This is a genomic window from Collinsella sp. AF25-2LB (assembly GCF_003458415.1).
Taxonomy (GTDB): Bacteria; Actinomycetota; Coriobacteriia; order Coriobacteriales; family Coriobacteriaceae; genus Collinsella.
Window position 1 is genome coordinate 104,452 of the sequence record NZ_QRUF01000002.1, and the last position, 15,130, is coordinate 119,581.

At 68.3% G+C, this 15,130-nt stretch carries 16 protein-coding genes; all 16 read left to right on the forward strand.

Going from position 1 to position 15,130, the window contains the following annotated elements; translation table 11 throughout:
* Nucleotide 1 precedes the first annotated feature (1 nt).
* Genes cbiD through cobK form a run of 16 tightly spaced genes read left to right on the forward strand, consistent with a single transcriptional unit; the run spans nt 2 to nt 15,057 of the window.
* Entirely contained in the window at nt 2-1,186 is a 1,185-nt protein-coding gene (gene cbiD, locus DWY51_RS01640; RefSeq protein WP_233504585.1) for a cobalt-precorrin-5B (C(1))-methyltransferase CbiD, read from the forward strand.
* A complete protein-coding gene (locus DWY51_RS01645) occupies nt 1,179-1,412 on the forward strand; it encodes a hypothetical protein (RefSeq protein WP_199576891.1) in 234 nt (77 codons plus the stop codon). Before cbiD ends, DWY51_RS01645 begins: the two co-directional genes overlap by 8 nt.
* On the forward strand, nt 1,413-2,546 hold the full coding sequence (locus DWY51_RS01650) for a cobalt-precorrin 5A hydrolase (protein WP_117769632.1): 1,134 nt from the start codon (nt 1,413-1,415) through the stop codon (nt 2,544-2,546). It begins immediately after the preceding gene.
* Nucleotides 2,546-3,289 carry a precorrin-3B C(17)-methyltransferase gene (gene cobJ, locus DWY51_RS01655; protein WP_117769633.1) on the forward strand — a complete coding sequence of 248 codons (744 nt, stop codon included), beginning with the start codon at nt 2,546-2,548 and terminating at the stop codon, nt 3,287-3,289. Before DWY51_RS01650 ends, cobJ begins: the two co-directional genes overlap by 1 nt.
* Nucleotides 3,277-4,626 carry a precorrin-6y C5,15-methyltransferase (decarboxylating) subunit CbiE gene (cbiE, locus tag DWY51_RS01660; protein WP_117769634.1) on the forward strand — a complete coding sequence of 450 codons (1,350 nt, stop codon included), beginning with the start codon at nt 3,277-3,279 and terminating at the stop codon, nt 4,624-4,626. Before cobJ ends, cbiE begins: the two co-directional genes overlap by 13 nt.
* Nucleotides 4,623-6,005: a cobyrinate a,c-diamide synthase gene (locus DWY51_RS01665; protein WP_233504586.1), complete on the forward strand. Its 1,383-nt coding sequence runs from the start codon at nt 4,623-4,625 to the stop codon at nt 6,003-6,005. The genes cbiE and DWY51_RS01665 overlap by 4 nt, the downstream gene beginning before the upstream one ends.
* Nucleotides 5,998-7,140 carry a nicotinate-nucleotide--dimethylbenzimidazole phosphoribosyltransferase gene (locus DWY51_RS01670; protein WP_084591835.1) on the forward strand — a complete coding sequence of 381 codons (1,143 nt, stop codon included), beginning with the start codon at nt 5,998-6,000 and terminating at the stop codon, nt 7,138-7,140. Before DWY51_RS01665 ends, DWY51_RS01670 begins: the two co-directional genes overlap by 8 nt.
* Nucleotides 7,137-7,685, forward strand: coding sequence for a bifunctional adenosylcobinamide kinase/adenosylcobinamide-phosphate guanylyltransferase (locus DWY51_RS01675; RefSeq protein WP_035138231.1), 549 nt, complete (start codon nt 7,137-7,139; stop codon nt 7,683-7,685). Before DWY51_RS01670 ends, DWY51_RS01675 begins: the two co-directional genes overlap by 4 nt.
* Nucleotides 7,682-8,449 carry an adenosylcobinamide-GDP ribazoletransferase gene (locus DWY51_RS01680; protein ID WP_035138233.1) on the forward strand — a complete coding sequence of 256 codons (768 nt, stop codon included), beginning with the start codon at nt 7,682-7,684 and terminating at the stop codon, nt 8,447-8,449. Before DWY51_RS01675 ends, DWY51_RS01680 begins: the two co-directional genes overlap by 4 nt.
* Entirely contained in the window at nt 8,446-9,447 is a 1,002-nt protein-coding gene (locus tag DWY51_RS01685; protein ID WP_117769635.1) for a histidine phosphatase family protein, read from the forward strand. Before DWY51_RS01680 ends, DWY51_RS01685 begins: the two co-directional genes overlap by 4 nt.
* On the forward strand, nt 9,447-10,421 hold the full coding sequence (gene cbiB, locus DWY51_RS01690; protein ID WP_117769636.1) for an adenosylcobinamide-phosphate synthase CbiB: 975 nt from the start codon (nt 9,447-9,449) through the stop codon (nt 10,419-10,421). Before DWY51_RS01685 ends, cbiB begins: the two co-directional genes overlap by 1 nt.
* Nucleotides 10,418-11,641: a histidinol-phosphate transaminase gene (locus DWY51_RS01695; protein ID WP_158556885.1), complete on the forward strand. Its 1,224-nt coding sequence runs from the start codon at nt 10,418-10,420 to the stop codon at nt 11,639-11,641. Before cbiB ends, DWY51_RS01695 begins: the two co-directional genes overlap by 4 nt.
* Complete coding sequence (locus DWY51_RS01700) at nt 11,634-13,133, forward strand: cobyric acid synthase (RefSeq protein ID WP_233504587.1); 1,500 nt, start codon at nt 11,634-11,636, stop codon at nt 13,131-13,133. The genes DWY51_RS01695 and DWY51_RS01700 overlap by 8 nt, the downstream gene beginning before the upstream one ends.
* Nucleotides 13,130-13,645, forward strand: a complete 516-nt coding sequence (locus tag DWY51_RS01705; RefSeq protein ID WP_117769639.1) for a cob(I)yrinic acid a,c-diamide adenosyltransferase — start codon at nt 13,130-13,132, stop codon at nt 13,643-13,645. The genes DWY51_RS01700 and DWY51_RS01705 overlap by 4 nt, the downstream gene beginning before the upstream one ends.
* Nucleotides 13,646-14,287, forward strand: a complete 642-nt coding sequence (locus DWY51_RS01710) for a precorrin-8X methylmutase (protein ID WP_117769640.1) — start codon at nt 13,646-13,648, stop codon at nt 14,285-14,287. It begins immediately after the preceding gene.
* Nucleotides 14,284-15,057 (forward strand): precorrin-6A reductase, encoded by a 774-nt coding sequence (gene cobK, locus DWY51_RS01715; protein WP_117769641.1) that lies wholly within the window; start codon nt 14,284-14,286, stop codon nt 15,055-15,057. The genes DWY51_RS01710 and cobK overlap by 4 nt, the downstream gene beginning before the upstream one ends.
* Nucleotides 15,058-15,130: the final 73 nt, after the last annotated feature.

The following is a 15,130-nucleotide window of genomic DNA, read 5'->3' on the forward strand; positions in this document are numbered from 1 at the left end:
CGTGGCCTTCGAGCACTACATATATACCGGGACGACCTGCCTGCGCTGCGGCTATACCACGGGGAGCTGCGCCACGCTCGCGGCGAAGGCGGCCTGCGAGATGCTCTTATCACGAAAGCCCGTCGGCCACGTGTCGATCGTCACCCCCGGCGGGCTGCCCGTCGAGACGGACGTGGTCGATGCATGCATCGGCGAGGGGTGCGCCCAGTGCGCCGTGCAAAAGGACGCAGGCGACGATGCCGATGTGACCGACGGCGTGCTCGTGTACGCGCGCGTGGAACATGCGGGGTCGGGCACGGGCGCTGCGGGCAGCAAGGGCGTGCCCACGCGCGAATCGGAAGTTTCCGTCGATGGCGGCGTGGGCGTGGGGCGCGTGACGTTGCCCGGGCTCGAGCAGCCGGTGGGGGCGGCCGCCATCAACGCGACGCCGCGCGCGATGATCACTTCGGCGGTGCGCGAGGTGTGCGCCGCGCACGGCTTTTCTGGAAATATTGCTGTGACGATTTCGGTACCCGAGGGTGTTGCCCTTGCCGAAAAGACCTTCAACCCGCACCTGGGGATAGAGGGCGGCATCTCCATCCTGGGCACGACGGGCATCGTCGAGCCGCGCAGCCTCGCTGCCTTGCGCGACAGCATCGAGCTCGAGATCCGGCAGCATGCGGCTATGGGGCGGCGCGGAGTCGTACTCACGCCCGGCAACTACGGCGAGCAGTTCATCTCGGGGCATTTTCACCTAAACGGAGCGCCGGTGGTCTTCATCTCCAACTTTGTGGGCGATGCGATTGATTGCTGCGTTCGCGAGGGATTTACCAATGTTCTTCTTGTGGGACACATCGGCAAGCTGGTGAAGGTCGCTGGCGGCATCATGGACACCCATTCGCGTACCGCCGACTGCCGCGCGGAGATTCTGGCCGCCCACGCGGCCTTGGCCGGCGCGGGCGCGAAGACCGTGCGCGAGATCATGTCGTCGGTCACGACCACGGCGGCGCTCGAGGTAATCGAGGCCGCCGGCGTGGGGGACGCTGCGCGCGCCTCGCTCGCTGCGGCAATCGAGGACAGGTTGCGCCGCCGCGCGGCGGGCGCATGCGACATCGCCGCGGTCGTGTTCGACGCGGAGCGCCGTGAGCTTTTCCGCACGTCGGGCGCCGATGCAGTTATCGGGGAATTGGGGGCGACGTATGAGTAAAGGCGTGCTGTATGGGGTGGGCCGCGCAATCGGCTGGCCAGGGACGAAGGTGGCTATGAAGGCGCGCCGCTCGCTTGCGGACACGAAGCGTATCCTTCGCGAGGAGGGCACCTTCGACGGTGCCGAGCTCGTAGAGGACTGTGGGCTTCCGGGCGAGCGCGTGTACCGCTCGCTCGACGATGTGCCCGATCGGGGCAGCTACTTCTCGACGATGGTGGTGCGCTAGATGAGGGTTTCCTGCATAGCGTTCACTGAGAGGGGGTATGCGTTGGCGGAGCGCACCGCACGCGCGCTTTCCGATTGCGCGCAGACAGGTGAAGATGACCCTGGCTGGGACGTTTCCGTTTCGCGCGGGTTCGGCGAGGGGAAGGCCGACCTGCGCGCATGGACGGCGCTCACGTGGGAAGCGTCGGACGCGCTTCTGTTCGTGGGCGCGGCGGGCATCGCCGTGCGGGCGATCGCGCCGCATGTCGCCTCGAAGGTAAACGATCCCGCGGTTGTGGCGATCGACGAGGCGGGGCGCTTTGCCGTCCCGCTTTTGTCGGGGCATTTGGGCGGTGCGAACGAGCTTGCGCAAACTGTGGCACGCGCGGCAGGGGCCATCCCCGTCATCACCACGGCGACCGACGTCCGCGGCGTGTGGGCGGTGGATACGTGGGCGCGCTGTGCGGGGCTCCCCGTTTCGAATCCCGAGGCCATCAAGCGAGTGTCGGCGCGGCTGCTTTCTGGCGGGCGCGTGGCGCTCTATTCCGACATGCCGATTTCGGGACAACCGCCTGAGGGAGTTGACATTGCGTCCGACCGCGCTCGGGCCGATATCGTCGTGTCGCCGTTTGCTGGCGCGAATGAAGGTGCGTCCGTTCGCGTGGCGGAGACAACGGGCAAGGTCGTGCCCGCCGGTGAGACGGGGAAGCCGGCGGGCGTGCGGGCGCAGGCGCCTGCGCCCGAGCCGCTTCGCCTTGTCGTGCCCTGCATCGTTGCGGGCATTGGGTGCCGTCGCGGTGCGTGCGCCGAAGCGATCGAGGAGGCGTTTCTTCTCGCGTGCGGGCAGGCGGGTATCTCGCCTTCGGCCGTGCGCAAGGCGGCGACGATTGACGTGAAGGCGCACGAGGAGGGTCTGCTCGCCTTCTGCCGCGCGCGCAACATTCCGCTTGCGACGTATTCCGCAGATGAGTTGTCGCAAGTCGAAGGCAGCGTTTCGCCATCTGATTTCGTGCGCGCGACGGTGGGGGTTGACAACGTGTGCGAGCGCGCGGCGCTCGCGGACGGGGGCAAACTTATCTTCCCGAAGCTCGCTCATGGCGGCGTGACCGTCGCGTTTTCCAAGGTAACTATCGAACTTTCGTTTAAGGAGCGGTGATGGGAAAGCTCTTCGTGGTGGGGATCGGCCCGGGCGGCCCCGACGGCATGACGATTGCGGCCCGGCGCGCGCTCGAGGCGGCCGACATCGTTGTGGGGTACACGAAATACGTGGAGCTCGCGCTCGCCGCCGTGCCCGACGCGGCGCATCTCGCGACGCCGATGATGCACGAGGTCGAACGGTGCCGCCTGGCGCTTTCGCGCGCGCAGAGCGGAGAAGCCGTGGCGCTCGTGTGCAGCGGTGACGCGGGCGTGTACGGCATGGCGAGCCCCGTGCTGGAGCTTGCGGAGGACTACCCCGATGTAGACGTGGAAGTTATCGCCGGGGCCACCGCGGCTCAGAGCGGGTCGGCGGTGCTCGGCGCCCCGCTTGCCCACGACTTCGCGGTCGTGTCGCTCTCCGACCTGCTCACGCCGTGGGAGGTCATCGAGCGCAGGCTCGCCGCCGTGGCGAGCGCCGACTTCTGCATCTGTTTGTACAACCCGCGCAGCAGAAAGCGCGCCGACAGGCTCTCACGCGCGGCGAAGATTATGCTCGAATGGAAGGCCCCCGACACGCTCTGCGGCTGGGTACGCAACATCGGGCGCGAGGGGCAGCAGTCGGGCATGTGCAGGCTCTCCGAGCTGGGGGAGATCGACGCCGACATGTTCACCACCGTGTTCGTCGGCAACGCGGACACGAAGCTCGTAGGCGGCCGTATGGTCACGCCGCGCGGGTATCGGGAGATTCCATGCGAAAGGTAACGATCATCGGGGCGGGGCCCGGAAACCCCGACTTGCTCTCGCGCGCGGCGCTCGACGCGATCGACATCGCCGATGTGGTCATCGGCGCTCATCGCGCGCTTGCCGGCATCGACGTGCCGCCCGACGTGGTGAGATGCGAGCTCGTGAAGACGGCGGACATCGTCGCCGCGCTCACCGATGCGGCGTCGTGGCAGCGCGCCGTGGTCGTGATGACGGGCGATGTGGGGCTGTTCAGCGGCGCGCGCCGCCTGGTGGAGGCGCTCTCCGGCAACGCGCAGGTGGACGTGCGCGTCATTCCCGGCATAAGCTCAGCGTCGTATCTCGCCGCGCGCCTCGCGCGTCCATGGCAGGATTGGCGCTTTGCGAGCGCTCACGGCGTGGCGTGCGACATCGTGGCCGAGGGCGAGCGCGCAGGTGAGCTCTTCCTCGTCACGTCGGGCGGGGAAGACCCCTCGCGGCTTTCCGGCGAGCTTGTGCAGGCGGGCTTCGGGGACGCGCGCGTGACGGTGGCCGAGCGCCTGTCGTACCCCGACGAGCGCATCATCTGTGCGACCGCAAGTGAAATCGCAGGTCAGACGTTCGACGACTTGAACGTGATGCTTATCGATTTCGCAGGCGGCGCCGGGTCGCCTGCGGGCTCTAGCGCAGCCTCCGAGGCGCCGGCCGGCGCGTCTGCGCCCGCGGCGACTTCTTCCGTGGTGGACTCTGCGGGCGCATCCCGCGCCGCGAGCTCCCGCTGGCCGTACGCTTCCTCGGGCATTCCCGACGAGCTCTTCATCCGCGGTGACGTTCCCATGACCAAGCAGGAGGTGCGAGCCGTCGCGCTCGCGAAGCTGCGCCTTACCGCGACCGACACCGTGTGGGACGTCGGCGCCGGCACGGGGAGCGTGTCGATCGAGGCGGCGCTCGTCGCGCGAGCGGGGTCGGTATGGGCGGTCGAGCGCAACGCGACCGGCGTGCGGCTCATCCGAGAGAACGCGGATGCATTCGGGTGCGGCAACGTGTATGCGGTCCCCGGCGTCGCTCCCGAAGCGCTCGCGAAACTGCCCGTCCCCGACGCCGTGTTCGTCGGCGGGAGCGCGGGCGAGCTTCCCTCCATCGTGGAGGCGGCGCTCGAGAAGAATTCGCAGGTTCGCCTGTGTGTGCCATGCGTCACCATTGAGACACTCACTGAGGCGTGCGCGCTCCTCTCGGGTTCGCGCTTTAAGGGGTTCGAGGCGTGCCAGGTGTCGGCCGCCCGTGCCGAGGCTGTAGGCTCGCATCATCTTATGAAGGCGCAAAACCCCGTGTTCCTCGTCAGCGCGCGTGGTGCAGGTGGGGAAGGCGGTGCCCGGTGAGCACGTCCATCCCGCGCTTCATGGTCGCTGCGCCCTCGAGCGGGAGCGGCAAGACGGTCGTAACGTGTGCGCTCCTGCGCGCGCTCGCGCGCCGCGGCCTTGCATGCGCGGCCTTCAAATGCGGCCCCGACTACATTGACCCGCTCTTTCATCGCCGCGTCGTGGGTGCGCGCTCGGGCAACTTAGACGGTTTCTTCACCGACGCCCCGACGCTGCGCGCCCTGCTCGCACGCGGCGCCGCGGGCGCGGATGTCGCGGTGCTCGAGGGGGTCATGGGCTTCTACGACGGCATGGCGCCCGGCGTGGCCTACGCGAGCAGCTACCAGGTTGCGCGCGACACGGAAACGCCGGTCGTTTTAGTGGTGAACGGGCGCGGGGCGTCTTTATCGCTCGCCGCCGTAATCCGCGGCATCGCCGAGTTCCTGCCTTGTGCGAACGTGCGCGGCGTCGTGCTGAACAAGACGAGCGCCGCTGCCTGCGCCTACGCGAAGCCTGCGATCGAGAAGCACACGGGCGTCGCGGTTTTGGGTAATATCCCCGCCGACGAGGCGTTCTCGCTCGAAAGCCGGCATCTGGGGCTTGTGACCGCCGACGAAGTCAAGCAGCTCTCCGCGCGCATCGACAAGATGGCCGAGCTGGTGGAAAAGAGCGTCGACGTCGACCGCTTGCTCGAAATAGCGGCGACGGCACCCGATATCCGCGAGGAACCATACCGGTTGGAGCCGATCGCGGGAGCGCGGCCCATCGTCGCCGTCGCGCGTGACGAGGCGTTCTCGTTCTACTACGAGGAGAACCTGCGCGCGCTCGAGGACCTGGGTTGCGAGCTGGCCTTTTTCAGCCCTCTGTGTGATAGCGAGTTGCCCCGGGGGACAAGCGCCCTCTATCTGGGGGGCGGCTACCCGGAGCTCCATGCGCGGCAGCTCTCCGAGAACGCGCCGATGCGCGAGGCGGTGCGGCGCGCGGTGGAATCCGGCATGCCGACGGTCGCCGAATGCGGTGGGTTTCTGTATCTGCAGCGCGAAATCGCCGATAGCGAGGGGCGGCGCTGGCCTGTTGCGGGCGCCCTTGAGGGCGCAAGCGAGAACGGGGGAAGGCTGTCCCATTTCGGGTACGTGGAGCTCACTTCTCAACGCGACGGGCTCTACGGGCCGCGCGGCACACGCATCCGCGCGCACGAGTTCCACTACTGGCAGTCCACCTGCCCGGGCGGCGACTTCTGGGCGCAGAAGCCCCGGCGCGACAAGGGCTGGCCGTGCATGACGACCACCCCGTCCCTGGTTGCGGGCTTCCCGCATGTGTACTATCCTGCGAACCCCGACGTTGTGCGCGCGTTTGCATCTGCCGCAGCGTCGTTCGCAGAGAGGAGACGGCATGGCTGAAGCAACCGAAACCGCGCTTGCCTGCATCCGCGAGGAAGTCGAGCGCGCGTTCTCGTCGGCGCCGGGCGCCGTGCTCGAAGCCGCGCTCTCCCGGATCGCGCCCGCAGACGAGTGCGCCCGCGCCGCCGCGTACGCCGCGTGGGACTCCATCGCGCACCCCTTGGGGGGATTGGGCGACTTTGAAGACGCCGTCGCGTGTATCGCCGCAGCTCAGGGGAGCGCCGAGGTGGCCGAGTTTCCCCGTGCGCTCGCGGTATTCTTCTCCGACAATGGGGTCGTTGCCGAAGGCGTGTCGCAAAGCGGACAAGACGTGACGCGAGCCGTCGCGCGCAACATGTGCGAGGGGGCCACGAGTGCCTGCCGCATGGCGGCGTTCGCGGGTGCCGAGGTCGTGCCCGTCGACGTGGGTATGGCCCGGGGCATAGAAGACGCGCGCATGGTGCTCGCGAACGTGCGGCGGGGGAGCGGTAATATCGCGCACGGTTCCGCTATGTCTCGCGATGGGGCCGTGCGCGCGATCGAAGTCGGAATCGCCGTCGCGTGCGGGCTTGCCCGCGCCGGCGTGCGCCTTCTCGCCGCGGGCGAGATGGGCATCGGCAACACGACCACCTCGGCGGCGGTGGCCGCAGTGCTCCTCCGGGCGGACGCACGGAGCCTCGTCGGGCGCGGCGCGGGGCTCTCGGACGCCTCGTTCGCGCGCAAGCGCGACGTGGTCGAGCGCGCTATCGACGCGAACTCTCCCGATCCCGCCGACCCGATCGACGTGCTCTCGAAGGTGGGCGGCTTCGACATCGCGGCGATGTGCGGCTTCTACCTGGGGGCCGCGGCCTCGAAGGCGCCGGCGCTCCTCGACGGGGTCATATCCTGCACGGCGGCCCTGTGCGCGGCGCGCCTTTGCCCTAACGCCTTGGGCTACCTCGTGGGCACCCACGCATCAAGCGAACCCGCAAGCCAGGAGCTCCTTCGCGAGATCGGCATTAAGGCACCCCTCGACGCAGGCATGCACTTGGGCGAGGGCGCGGGCGCCATGGCGTATCTGCCCCTTCTGGATTCGGCGCTGCGCGTGTACCGGGATGGGAAGACGTTCACGGCGACTGGCATGGCTGCTTACGAGCATTTCGAGGCCGGGAAATGACGGTGACGCTCGTCATCGGCGCCGCCGCGAGCGGCAAGAGCGCCTACGCCGAGTCCCTGTGCCTCGGGCACGATGGCCCTCGCGTGTACCTGGCAACGATGGAGCCCTTCGGGGAAGAGGGCGCCCGCCGCATCGCGCGCCATCGGGCGCTGCGCGAGGGCAAGGGGTTTTCCACCCTCGAGCGCACGCGTGACGTGGGCGCCGCAGTGTCCGGGCTTCCGCGCGGCTGCACGCTTCTTTTGGAGGACGTGGGCAACCTGGTTGCAAACGAGCTTTTCGCGGAAGGCGGCTTGTCCCCACGTGACCCCGACGCTGCGGCGCGCGAGGTGCTCGGAGGCATCGAACGGCTCGCTCAGGCCGCTGCGTATACGGTGGTGGTCACCGTCGACGTGTTCGCCGATGGGATGCGCTACGATGAGGGGACCGAGGCATGGAGGCGCGCGCTCGCGCGCGTGAACGCGGGCGTGGCGGCGCTGGCCGACCGCGCAGTCGAAGTGGTATGCGGGATTCCCGTGTGGATGAAAGGCGAAGGACCTACAAGGTGAAGATAGCAGAGGCAATCGGCGCGGCGTTCGGAACGTTCTCGCGCATCCCCGTCCCGAAATCGGCCTGGACCGATTTCGGATCAACCCATGCGCTTGCCGCGTTTCCCCTGGTGGGCCTTGCGGAAGGCTTCCTCATGACGGCGTGGGGGCACGTGGCGAACCTGCTCGGCGTGCCCGCGACCATCGTCGCGGCTGTGCTCGTGGCGCTGCCTGTGGCGGTGACGGGAGGCATTCACCTAGACGGGCTCTGCGACACCTCCGATGCGCTTGCAAGTTGGACCCCGCGCGAGCGAAAGCTCGAGATCATGCACGACCCGCGGGCAGGCGCCTTCGGGGTCATCGGTGTTGTCATGTACCTTATTCTGCAGTTTTCCCTGTTCACCGCGCTGCCGCTTACGGCGGGGGCGTTCCTCGCGCTTCTGTGCTCGCTCGTGTTCTCCCGCGCGCTTTCGGGGCTCGCCGTAGAATGCTGGCCTGCCGCGCGGGCGGACGGCATGGCCGCGGGACTCTCGCCTGCTAAGAAGCGCGCGGCGATCGTCGTGCCGCTTTGCGCTTTCGCTGCGGCTTCGGCTGCAGGGATGGTCGCGTGCGCTCGGGCCGTCGGCGCCCTTATGGCGGTGGCGGGGCTTTTGGCGCTCGCGTGGTACCGTCATGTTGCCCTGTCCCGCTTCGGCGGGGTGACGGGGGATTTGGCCGGATGGTTTCTGCAATGGGCCGAGCTCGCGATGCTTGCCATGCTGGTGGCGGGGGGTATGCTCCTATGATGCTCGTGGTAGGTGGCGCGCATTCGGGGAAGAGGACCTTCGCGCGCGAAAAGCTCGGGTTCGCGGCGGACGATTTCGTCGACGCGGCGCAGCTTGCGGAGGGCGGCGTGCCCGCGGCTTTTGCCGGCCGCGTCGCGTACCGTGCTGAGGAACTCGTACGCGCGCTCGACGCTGACCGGGCGCTCGAGCGGCTGATCGGCTTCGACGCAGTGATTCTGTCCTTGGTGGGCTCGGGGGTCGTCCCCATGCGTGCGGAAGACGCCCAATGGCGCGAGCGTGCGGGGCGCCTGGGATGCGCGCTCGCTGCGCGCGCCGACGTCGTCGTGCGCATGACGTGCGGGATTCCCCAGGTCATCAAAGGAAACCTTGCCGATGCGCCTCGAGGGACGCAGGGCGCAGGCGCGCCTTTGGAAGTCATCTTCGTGCGCCATGGTGCCACGGCGGGCACGGAAGACCATCGCTACAGCGGGGCGGGCACCGACGAGCCCCTGTCGAGCGCGGGCGAGCGCGCTTTGCGCGACCTCGCGTGCGATCGTGACGTGTTCCGTGTTATCACGAGCGGCATGGCCCGCACCGACCAGACGGCACGCATTCTCTTCCCGAACGCGGAGCTTATGGCGTGCCCCGGTCTGCGCGAGATGGATTTCGGCGACTTCGAGGGGCGAAGCGCCGCCGAGCTTAAAGAGGATGCGCGTTACCGCGTCTGGGTAGACTCCTGGTGTGAGACGCGCTGCCCGCATGGCGAGGGCAAGAGCGATTTCACCCGCCGCGTCGTCGCGGCGTTTCGGGAGGCGTGCGATTCGGAGCGCGCCCAGGGGAGTGGGCGCGCCGTCTTCGTCGTTCACGCGGGTACCGTGAAAGCGCTGCTCTCCGAGCTAGCTGTCCCGAAAATGGGATACTTCGACGTGCATACCGAGCCGGGCGGCGCATGGGCCGCCACCTGGGATGGGCGCTGCCTTCGCGACGTTCGCCCCGCTTCGGGGGGCGATGCCCGGTGATGACGATTCTTGCCGTCGCCGCCGGGTTCGCGGCCGACCTTGCCTTCGGCGACCCGCGCTGGCTTCCCCATCCCGTCGTCGCCATGGGGCACGCGATCACATGGGCCGAAGGCCGCCTGCGGGGCGCATTCCCGCAAACGTCCGCGGGCACGCGTGCCGCAGGGCTTGTGCTCGCCGTGGCGCTTCCGCTTGCGTGTGGGCTTTTGACCTGGGGTATCCTACATCTTTGCGGCATGGTTCACTCCGGCTTGCGCTTCGTGGCCGAGGCATGGGCGAGCTATCAGATTCTCGCGACATGCGAGCTGCGCCGCCAGAGCCTGGCCGTGGCCCGCGCGTTCTCGAAGGGCGGCCTTGTCGCGGCGCGCGAAGCCGTCGGGCTCATCGTGGGACGCGACACGTCTGTTCTCGACGAGCAGGGCGTCGCGCGCGCCGCCGTGGAAACGGTGGCGGAGAACGCGAGCGACGGCGTCATCGCGCCGCTTTTCTACCTTATGATCGGGGGTGCGCCCTTGGGCATGGCGTACAAGGCGGTGAACACGCTCGACAGCATGGTGGGCTACAAAAACGAGCGCTACATCGACTTCGGCTGCGCCTCGGCGCGCCTCGACGATGCGGTGAACTGGATTCCCTCGCGCTTATCGGCCCTGCTCATGATCGCCGTGTGCCCGATCGTTGGGCTTGACGCGTGCGGGGCGGCGCGCATCTGGCGCCGCGACAGGCGTCGCCATGCGAGCCCCAACTCGGCGCAGACCGAGTCAGCGTGTGCGGGCGCGCTCGGGCTGCGCCTGGCAGGACCCGCGGTGTATTTCGGCAAGCTCGTTGAGAAACCGACGATAGGCGACGCATCCCGCGAAATCGAGTGGGGCGACATCGCCCGGGCGACAAGGCTCATGCTCGCCGCGTCCGTATGCGCGCTCGTCGTCTTCGGCGCCGCGCGCGCGGCGGTCGTGCTCGCCGTGGGGGCGATGTCATGAGGGAAGACCACGCTGCGTCCCGGGCTGCCGGGGGAATCCTGCGCGCCCGTACGCATGGGGGCAGTGCGCAATCGCTTGGCATCGCTTGCGAAGGGGGCGCCTCCGACTTCATCGATTTCTCGGTGAACGTGAATCCGGCAGGCCCCTCGCCGCGCGCTGTCGCCGCAGCCTGCAAGGCGCTTTCTCGAATCGACGCCTACCCCGATAGGGAAAGCCTCGCCCTTGTTCGCGCCCTAGCGCGCGCCCAGGGCATTCCCGAAGATACTATCGTCTGCGGCGCGGGCGCGTCCGATATCATCTGGCGGCTCGCCGCGGCGGTGCGCCCGAAACGCCTCGTCGTGTGCGCGCCGACGTTCTCTGAATATGCGGAGGCGGCATCGTACTACGGCGCATGCGTGCAGGAGTTCCCGCTCTCCGATGCGGACGACTTCGACGTGCCCGCCTCCTTCGCCCACGCGATCGAGGGGCCGGGAGACGTGGCGTACCTCTGCAATCCGAACAACCCGACGGGGCGCCTCGTCGACCCCCGCGTGATCGATGCCGCGGCTTGCCGCTGCGAGCAGACGGGCGCGCTGCTCGTCGTGGATGAGTGCTTCCTCGGATTCGCGCCCGACGCCCGCGAAAGGAGCGTGGCCGCACGCGCCGCGTGTTCGCGCCATGTGGCCGTGCTCTCCGCGTTCACCAAGCTCTACGGAATGGCGGGGGTGCGGTTGGGATATCTGATCAGTGGAAACGCCCAACTCATCGAGGGGATTCGCCGGGCGGGGCAGGCGTGGCCCGTCTCCTCGGTCGCCGAGGCCGCGGGCATCGCCGCCCTGGAAGACGTCGAATACGTCTCGCGCACGCGCGATGTATTGGCGGGCGAGCGAGCGTGGCTTTCCCACGAGCTCTCCTCGCTCGGGCTTTCCGTCGTGCCGTCGGATGCGAACTTCCTTTTAGTCCGCACGCCGGCGAAAGACTTCCCCGAGCGCCTGTATAAACAGGGGGTTTTGGTCCGCACGTGCGACTCGTTTTCGGTACTGTCCCGTTCCTGGTGCCGCGTCGCGGTGCGCACGCGCAAGGAGAACGCCCGGCTTGTGATGGCGTTCAGTCGCGCGCTTCGGGCGGAAGGCGCATCGGGCGAAGGCGAACCCGACGAACGGGGCGGCGCTTCTTGCAGCGGCGCTATGGCGGGCGCGGATGGCCGAGGCTCGGAGAAGGAGGTCGATACCCGTGGGTAGGGCGAAGCCCATCATGATCCAGGGCACCATGTCGAACGCGGGGAAGAGCCTGCTTGCGGCGGGGCTGTGCCGTGCGCTTTCGCAGGACGGCCTGCGCGTGGCTCCCTTCAAGAGCCAGAACATGGCGCTCAACAGCGGTGTCACGGCCGACGGGCTCGAGATGGGGCGCGCCCAGATCATGCAGGCCGAGGCGTGCGGCATCGCGCCCGACGTGCGCATGAACCCCATCCTGCTCAAGCCCGAAAGCGACCACCGAAGCCAGCTCATCGTGGCCGGCAAGGCGCAGGGAGCCTTTGCTGCGAGGGACTACTTCGCGCGAAAGAAGGCGCTCATGCCGCAGATTTTGGAGGCGTTCGATTCGCTCGCGGAGGAAAACGACGTCATCGTCATCGAGGGCGCCGGCAGCCCCGTCGAAATCAACCTTGCCGAAAACGACATCGTCAACATGGGGCTCGCGCGCGCCGTGTCCTCCCCCGTGCTGCTCGCGGGCGACATCGACCCAGGCGGGGTGTTTGCCCAGCTCTACGGTACGGTCGCGCTCCTTGCGCCCGAGGACCGCGCGCTTTTGCGGGGGCTTGTGGTGAACAAGTTCCGCGGCGATGTGGAAATCCTGCGCCCGGGTTTGGCCCCGCTCGAGAAGATGTGCGGGGTTCCCGTCGTGGGGGTCGTGCCGTATCTTAAGCTCGACCTGGACGACGAGGACTCGCTTGCGCCGCGCCTATCTGCCCGCGAGGCGCGCGGCGTCATCGACGTCGCCGTCGTGCGCCTTCCGCACCTGTCGAACTTCACCGACTTCGACCCGCTTTCGCGCGTGCCCGGCGTGGGCGTGCGCTACGTTTCCTCGACGACCGATCTGGGCCGGCCCGACCTTGTGGTGCTCCCCGGCTCGAAGACCACGCTTGACGACGCGCGCTGGCTTGCGGCTAGCGGCATCGGAGCCTGTGTACGCGCGCTTTCGGGCGCGGGCACGCCGGTGCTCGGCATATGCGGAGGCTACCAGCTTTTGGGAGACGAGCTTTCCGACCCGCACGGCAGGGAAGGCGTTGGCACCGCGCGCGGGCTCGGGCTCATCCCTGCAAGTACGGTGTTCAAGGAAGAAAAGCACCTCGCCCAGTCGGAGCTGCGCATCACGGGTGCCCAAGGCGCGTTCTCGGTGTGGAACGGCATGACGGCGCGCGGGTACGAGATTCACGACGGCGAAACGACCGTCTCCTGCGCCCCTGCGGGCACGATTGGCGGCAAACCAGAAGGCGCGGCCTGCGGAAACGTGTTCGGAACCTATCTCCACGGCCTGTTCGACGAACCGGGGGTGGCACTCGCCCTCGCGCGCTCGCTCGCGCGCATGCGCGGCCTGCCCGAGAGCGTCGTGGGTGCTGAGGGCGCGGTGTCCGCGGCCGATCACCGTGCGCGCGAGTTCGACCGCCTGGCCGACTCCGTGCGCGGGGCGCTCGACATGGAGTATGTCTACCGCATTATCGAGGAGGGCGTATGATCCACGTGTATCATGGCGACGGCAAAGGCAAGACCACGGCGGCGATGGGCCTCGCCCTTCGCATGCTCGCCGCGGGCCGCCGCGTCGTCGTCGTGCAGTTCCTGAAAGACGGCGAAAGCGGGGAGGTGCGCCTGCTCGCCGAGCATTTCGGCGTGCCCGTGTTCGCGGGGAAGGCGTCGGACAAGTTTACCTGGTCCATGACGTCGGAAGAACTTGTCGCGACGCGCGAGCTGCACGATGGGAACCTCGCTTCCGCGCTCGCCGAGCTCGAGGGCGCGCAGGAGGGGCTGCTCGTGCTCGACGAGGCGCTCGACGCACTTTCGAAGGGGCTTGTCGACGAGGCACTCGTGGACCGCGCGCTCGATATGTCCGCGCGCGGCATCGAAGTGGCGCTCACCGGGCGCGCACCTTCCCGCAAGATCGTGGACAAGGCCGACTACATAACCGAGATGCGGTGCGAGAAACACCCCTACGCTCAGGGGATATGTGCAAGGGAAGGAGTGGAGTACTAGATGGATTCCAAGGAGATGGCGCCCGGCGACATCGAGCGGCGCAGCTTCGAGATCATCACCGAAGAGCTCGGCGGCCGGACGTTCCCGCCGCTCGAAGAGCCTGTCGTGAAGCGCGTCATCCACACCACTGCCGACTTCTCGTACGCCGATTCACTCGTGTTCACCCATGACGCCGCGCACTGTGCGCTCGACGCACTACGCGCAGGGGCCACGGTGCTCACCGACACGAACATGGCGCTCGCAGGCATAAGCAAGCCCGCGCTCGCGAAGCTCGGCTGCAAGGCCGTGTGCTACATGGCCGACCCTGATGTCGCCTCGGCTGCGCGCGCCGCGGGCACGACTCGCGCCGTTGCGAGCATGGACAAAGCTTGCGGCATCGAGGGTCCGTTCATCGTGGCCGTCGGCAACGCTCCCACAGCACTTCTGCGCCTCGCCGAGCTCATGGACGCGGGGAAGATCGCGCCCGCGCTCGTCGTTGGGGTGCCGGTCGGGTTTGTGAACGTGGTCGAGGCGAAAGAGGAGCTACTCGCGCGACGCGTGCCGGCCATCGTCGCGAGGGGTCGCAAGGGCGGCTCGACCGTGGCGGCCGCCATTATGAACGCGCTGCTCTACCAGATCACGCGCCCAGGCGGCCCGAAGTGACGGCGCCCGCATCCGCGCCGGCGCTGCGCATCTTCGCCGGCACCACCGAGGGCCGCCTTCTGTGCGAATGGGCGAGCGGGGCGGGCATCCCCGCCCGTGCCTACGCGGCAACCGAGTACGGAGGCGAGCTTTTGGGCGAGCTTCCGGGCATCGAGGTGCATGCGGGCAGGCTCGACGAGGCCGACATGGAGCGCGAGCTTTCCGGCGCGCGCATCGTCGTCGACGCCACGCACCCCTTCGCTACGCTCGCAAGCGGCAACATCCGGGCCGCTTCGCTCGCTGTGGGTGCACGATGCCTGCGCCTTGCGCGCCCGGTCGAGGCGCTGCCCAAAGGCGTCGTGTCGGTCGCGTCGATCGCCTGTGCGGCGCGCTTTCTCTCCGAGAACCCGGGTCGCGCGCTTCTCACGACGGGGAGCAAGGAGCTTGCTCCCTACACACGCGTTGCCGATTTCGCGGAGCGCTTCTTCGTGCGTGTGCTCCCGCTGCCCGGTGCTATAACGAAGTGCATCGACGCGGGGTTCTCGCCGTCGCACGTCATCGGCATGCAGGGGCCCTTCACCCGCGAGCTCAACGAGGCGATGCTTCGGCAGGTGGGCGCCCAGTGGCTTGTGACCAAGGACTCGGGAACCGTAGGCGGCACGGCCGAGAAGATCGCCTCCGCGCGCGGCGTGGGAGCGCACTGTATCGTGGTCGCCCGTCCCGCCGAGGGAGGCGGAGCCCTTTCGCTTCGGGAAGTGGAAGACGCGCTCTTACGGGAGCTCGCGCGCTAGGCGCTCGCCACGCCTGCGCGCCCTCTCGCCCGCGAGGAGGAGCGCCCCGAGCAAGCTCGACCCGTACAAGCCC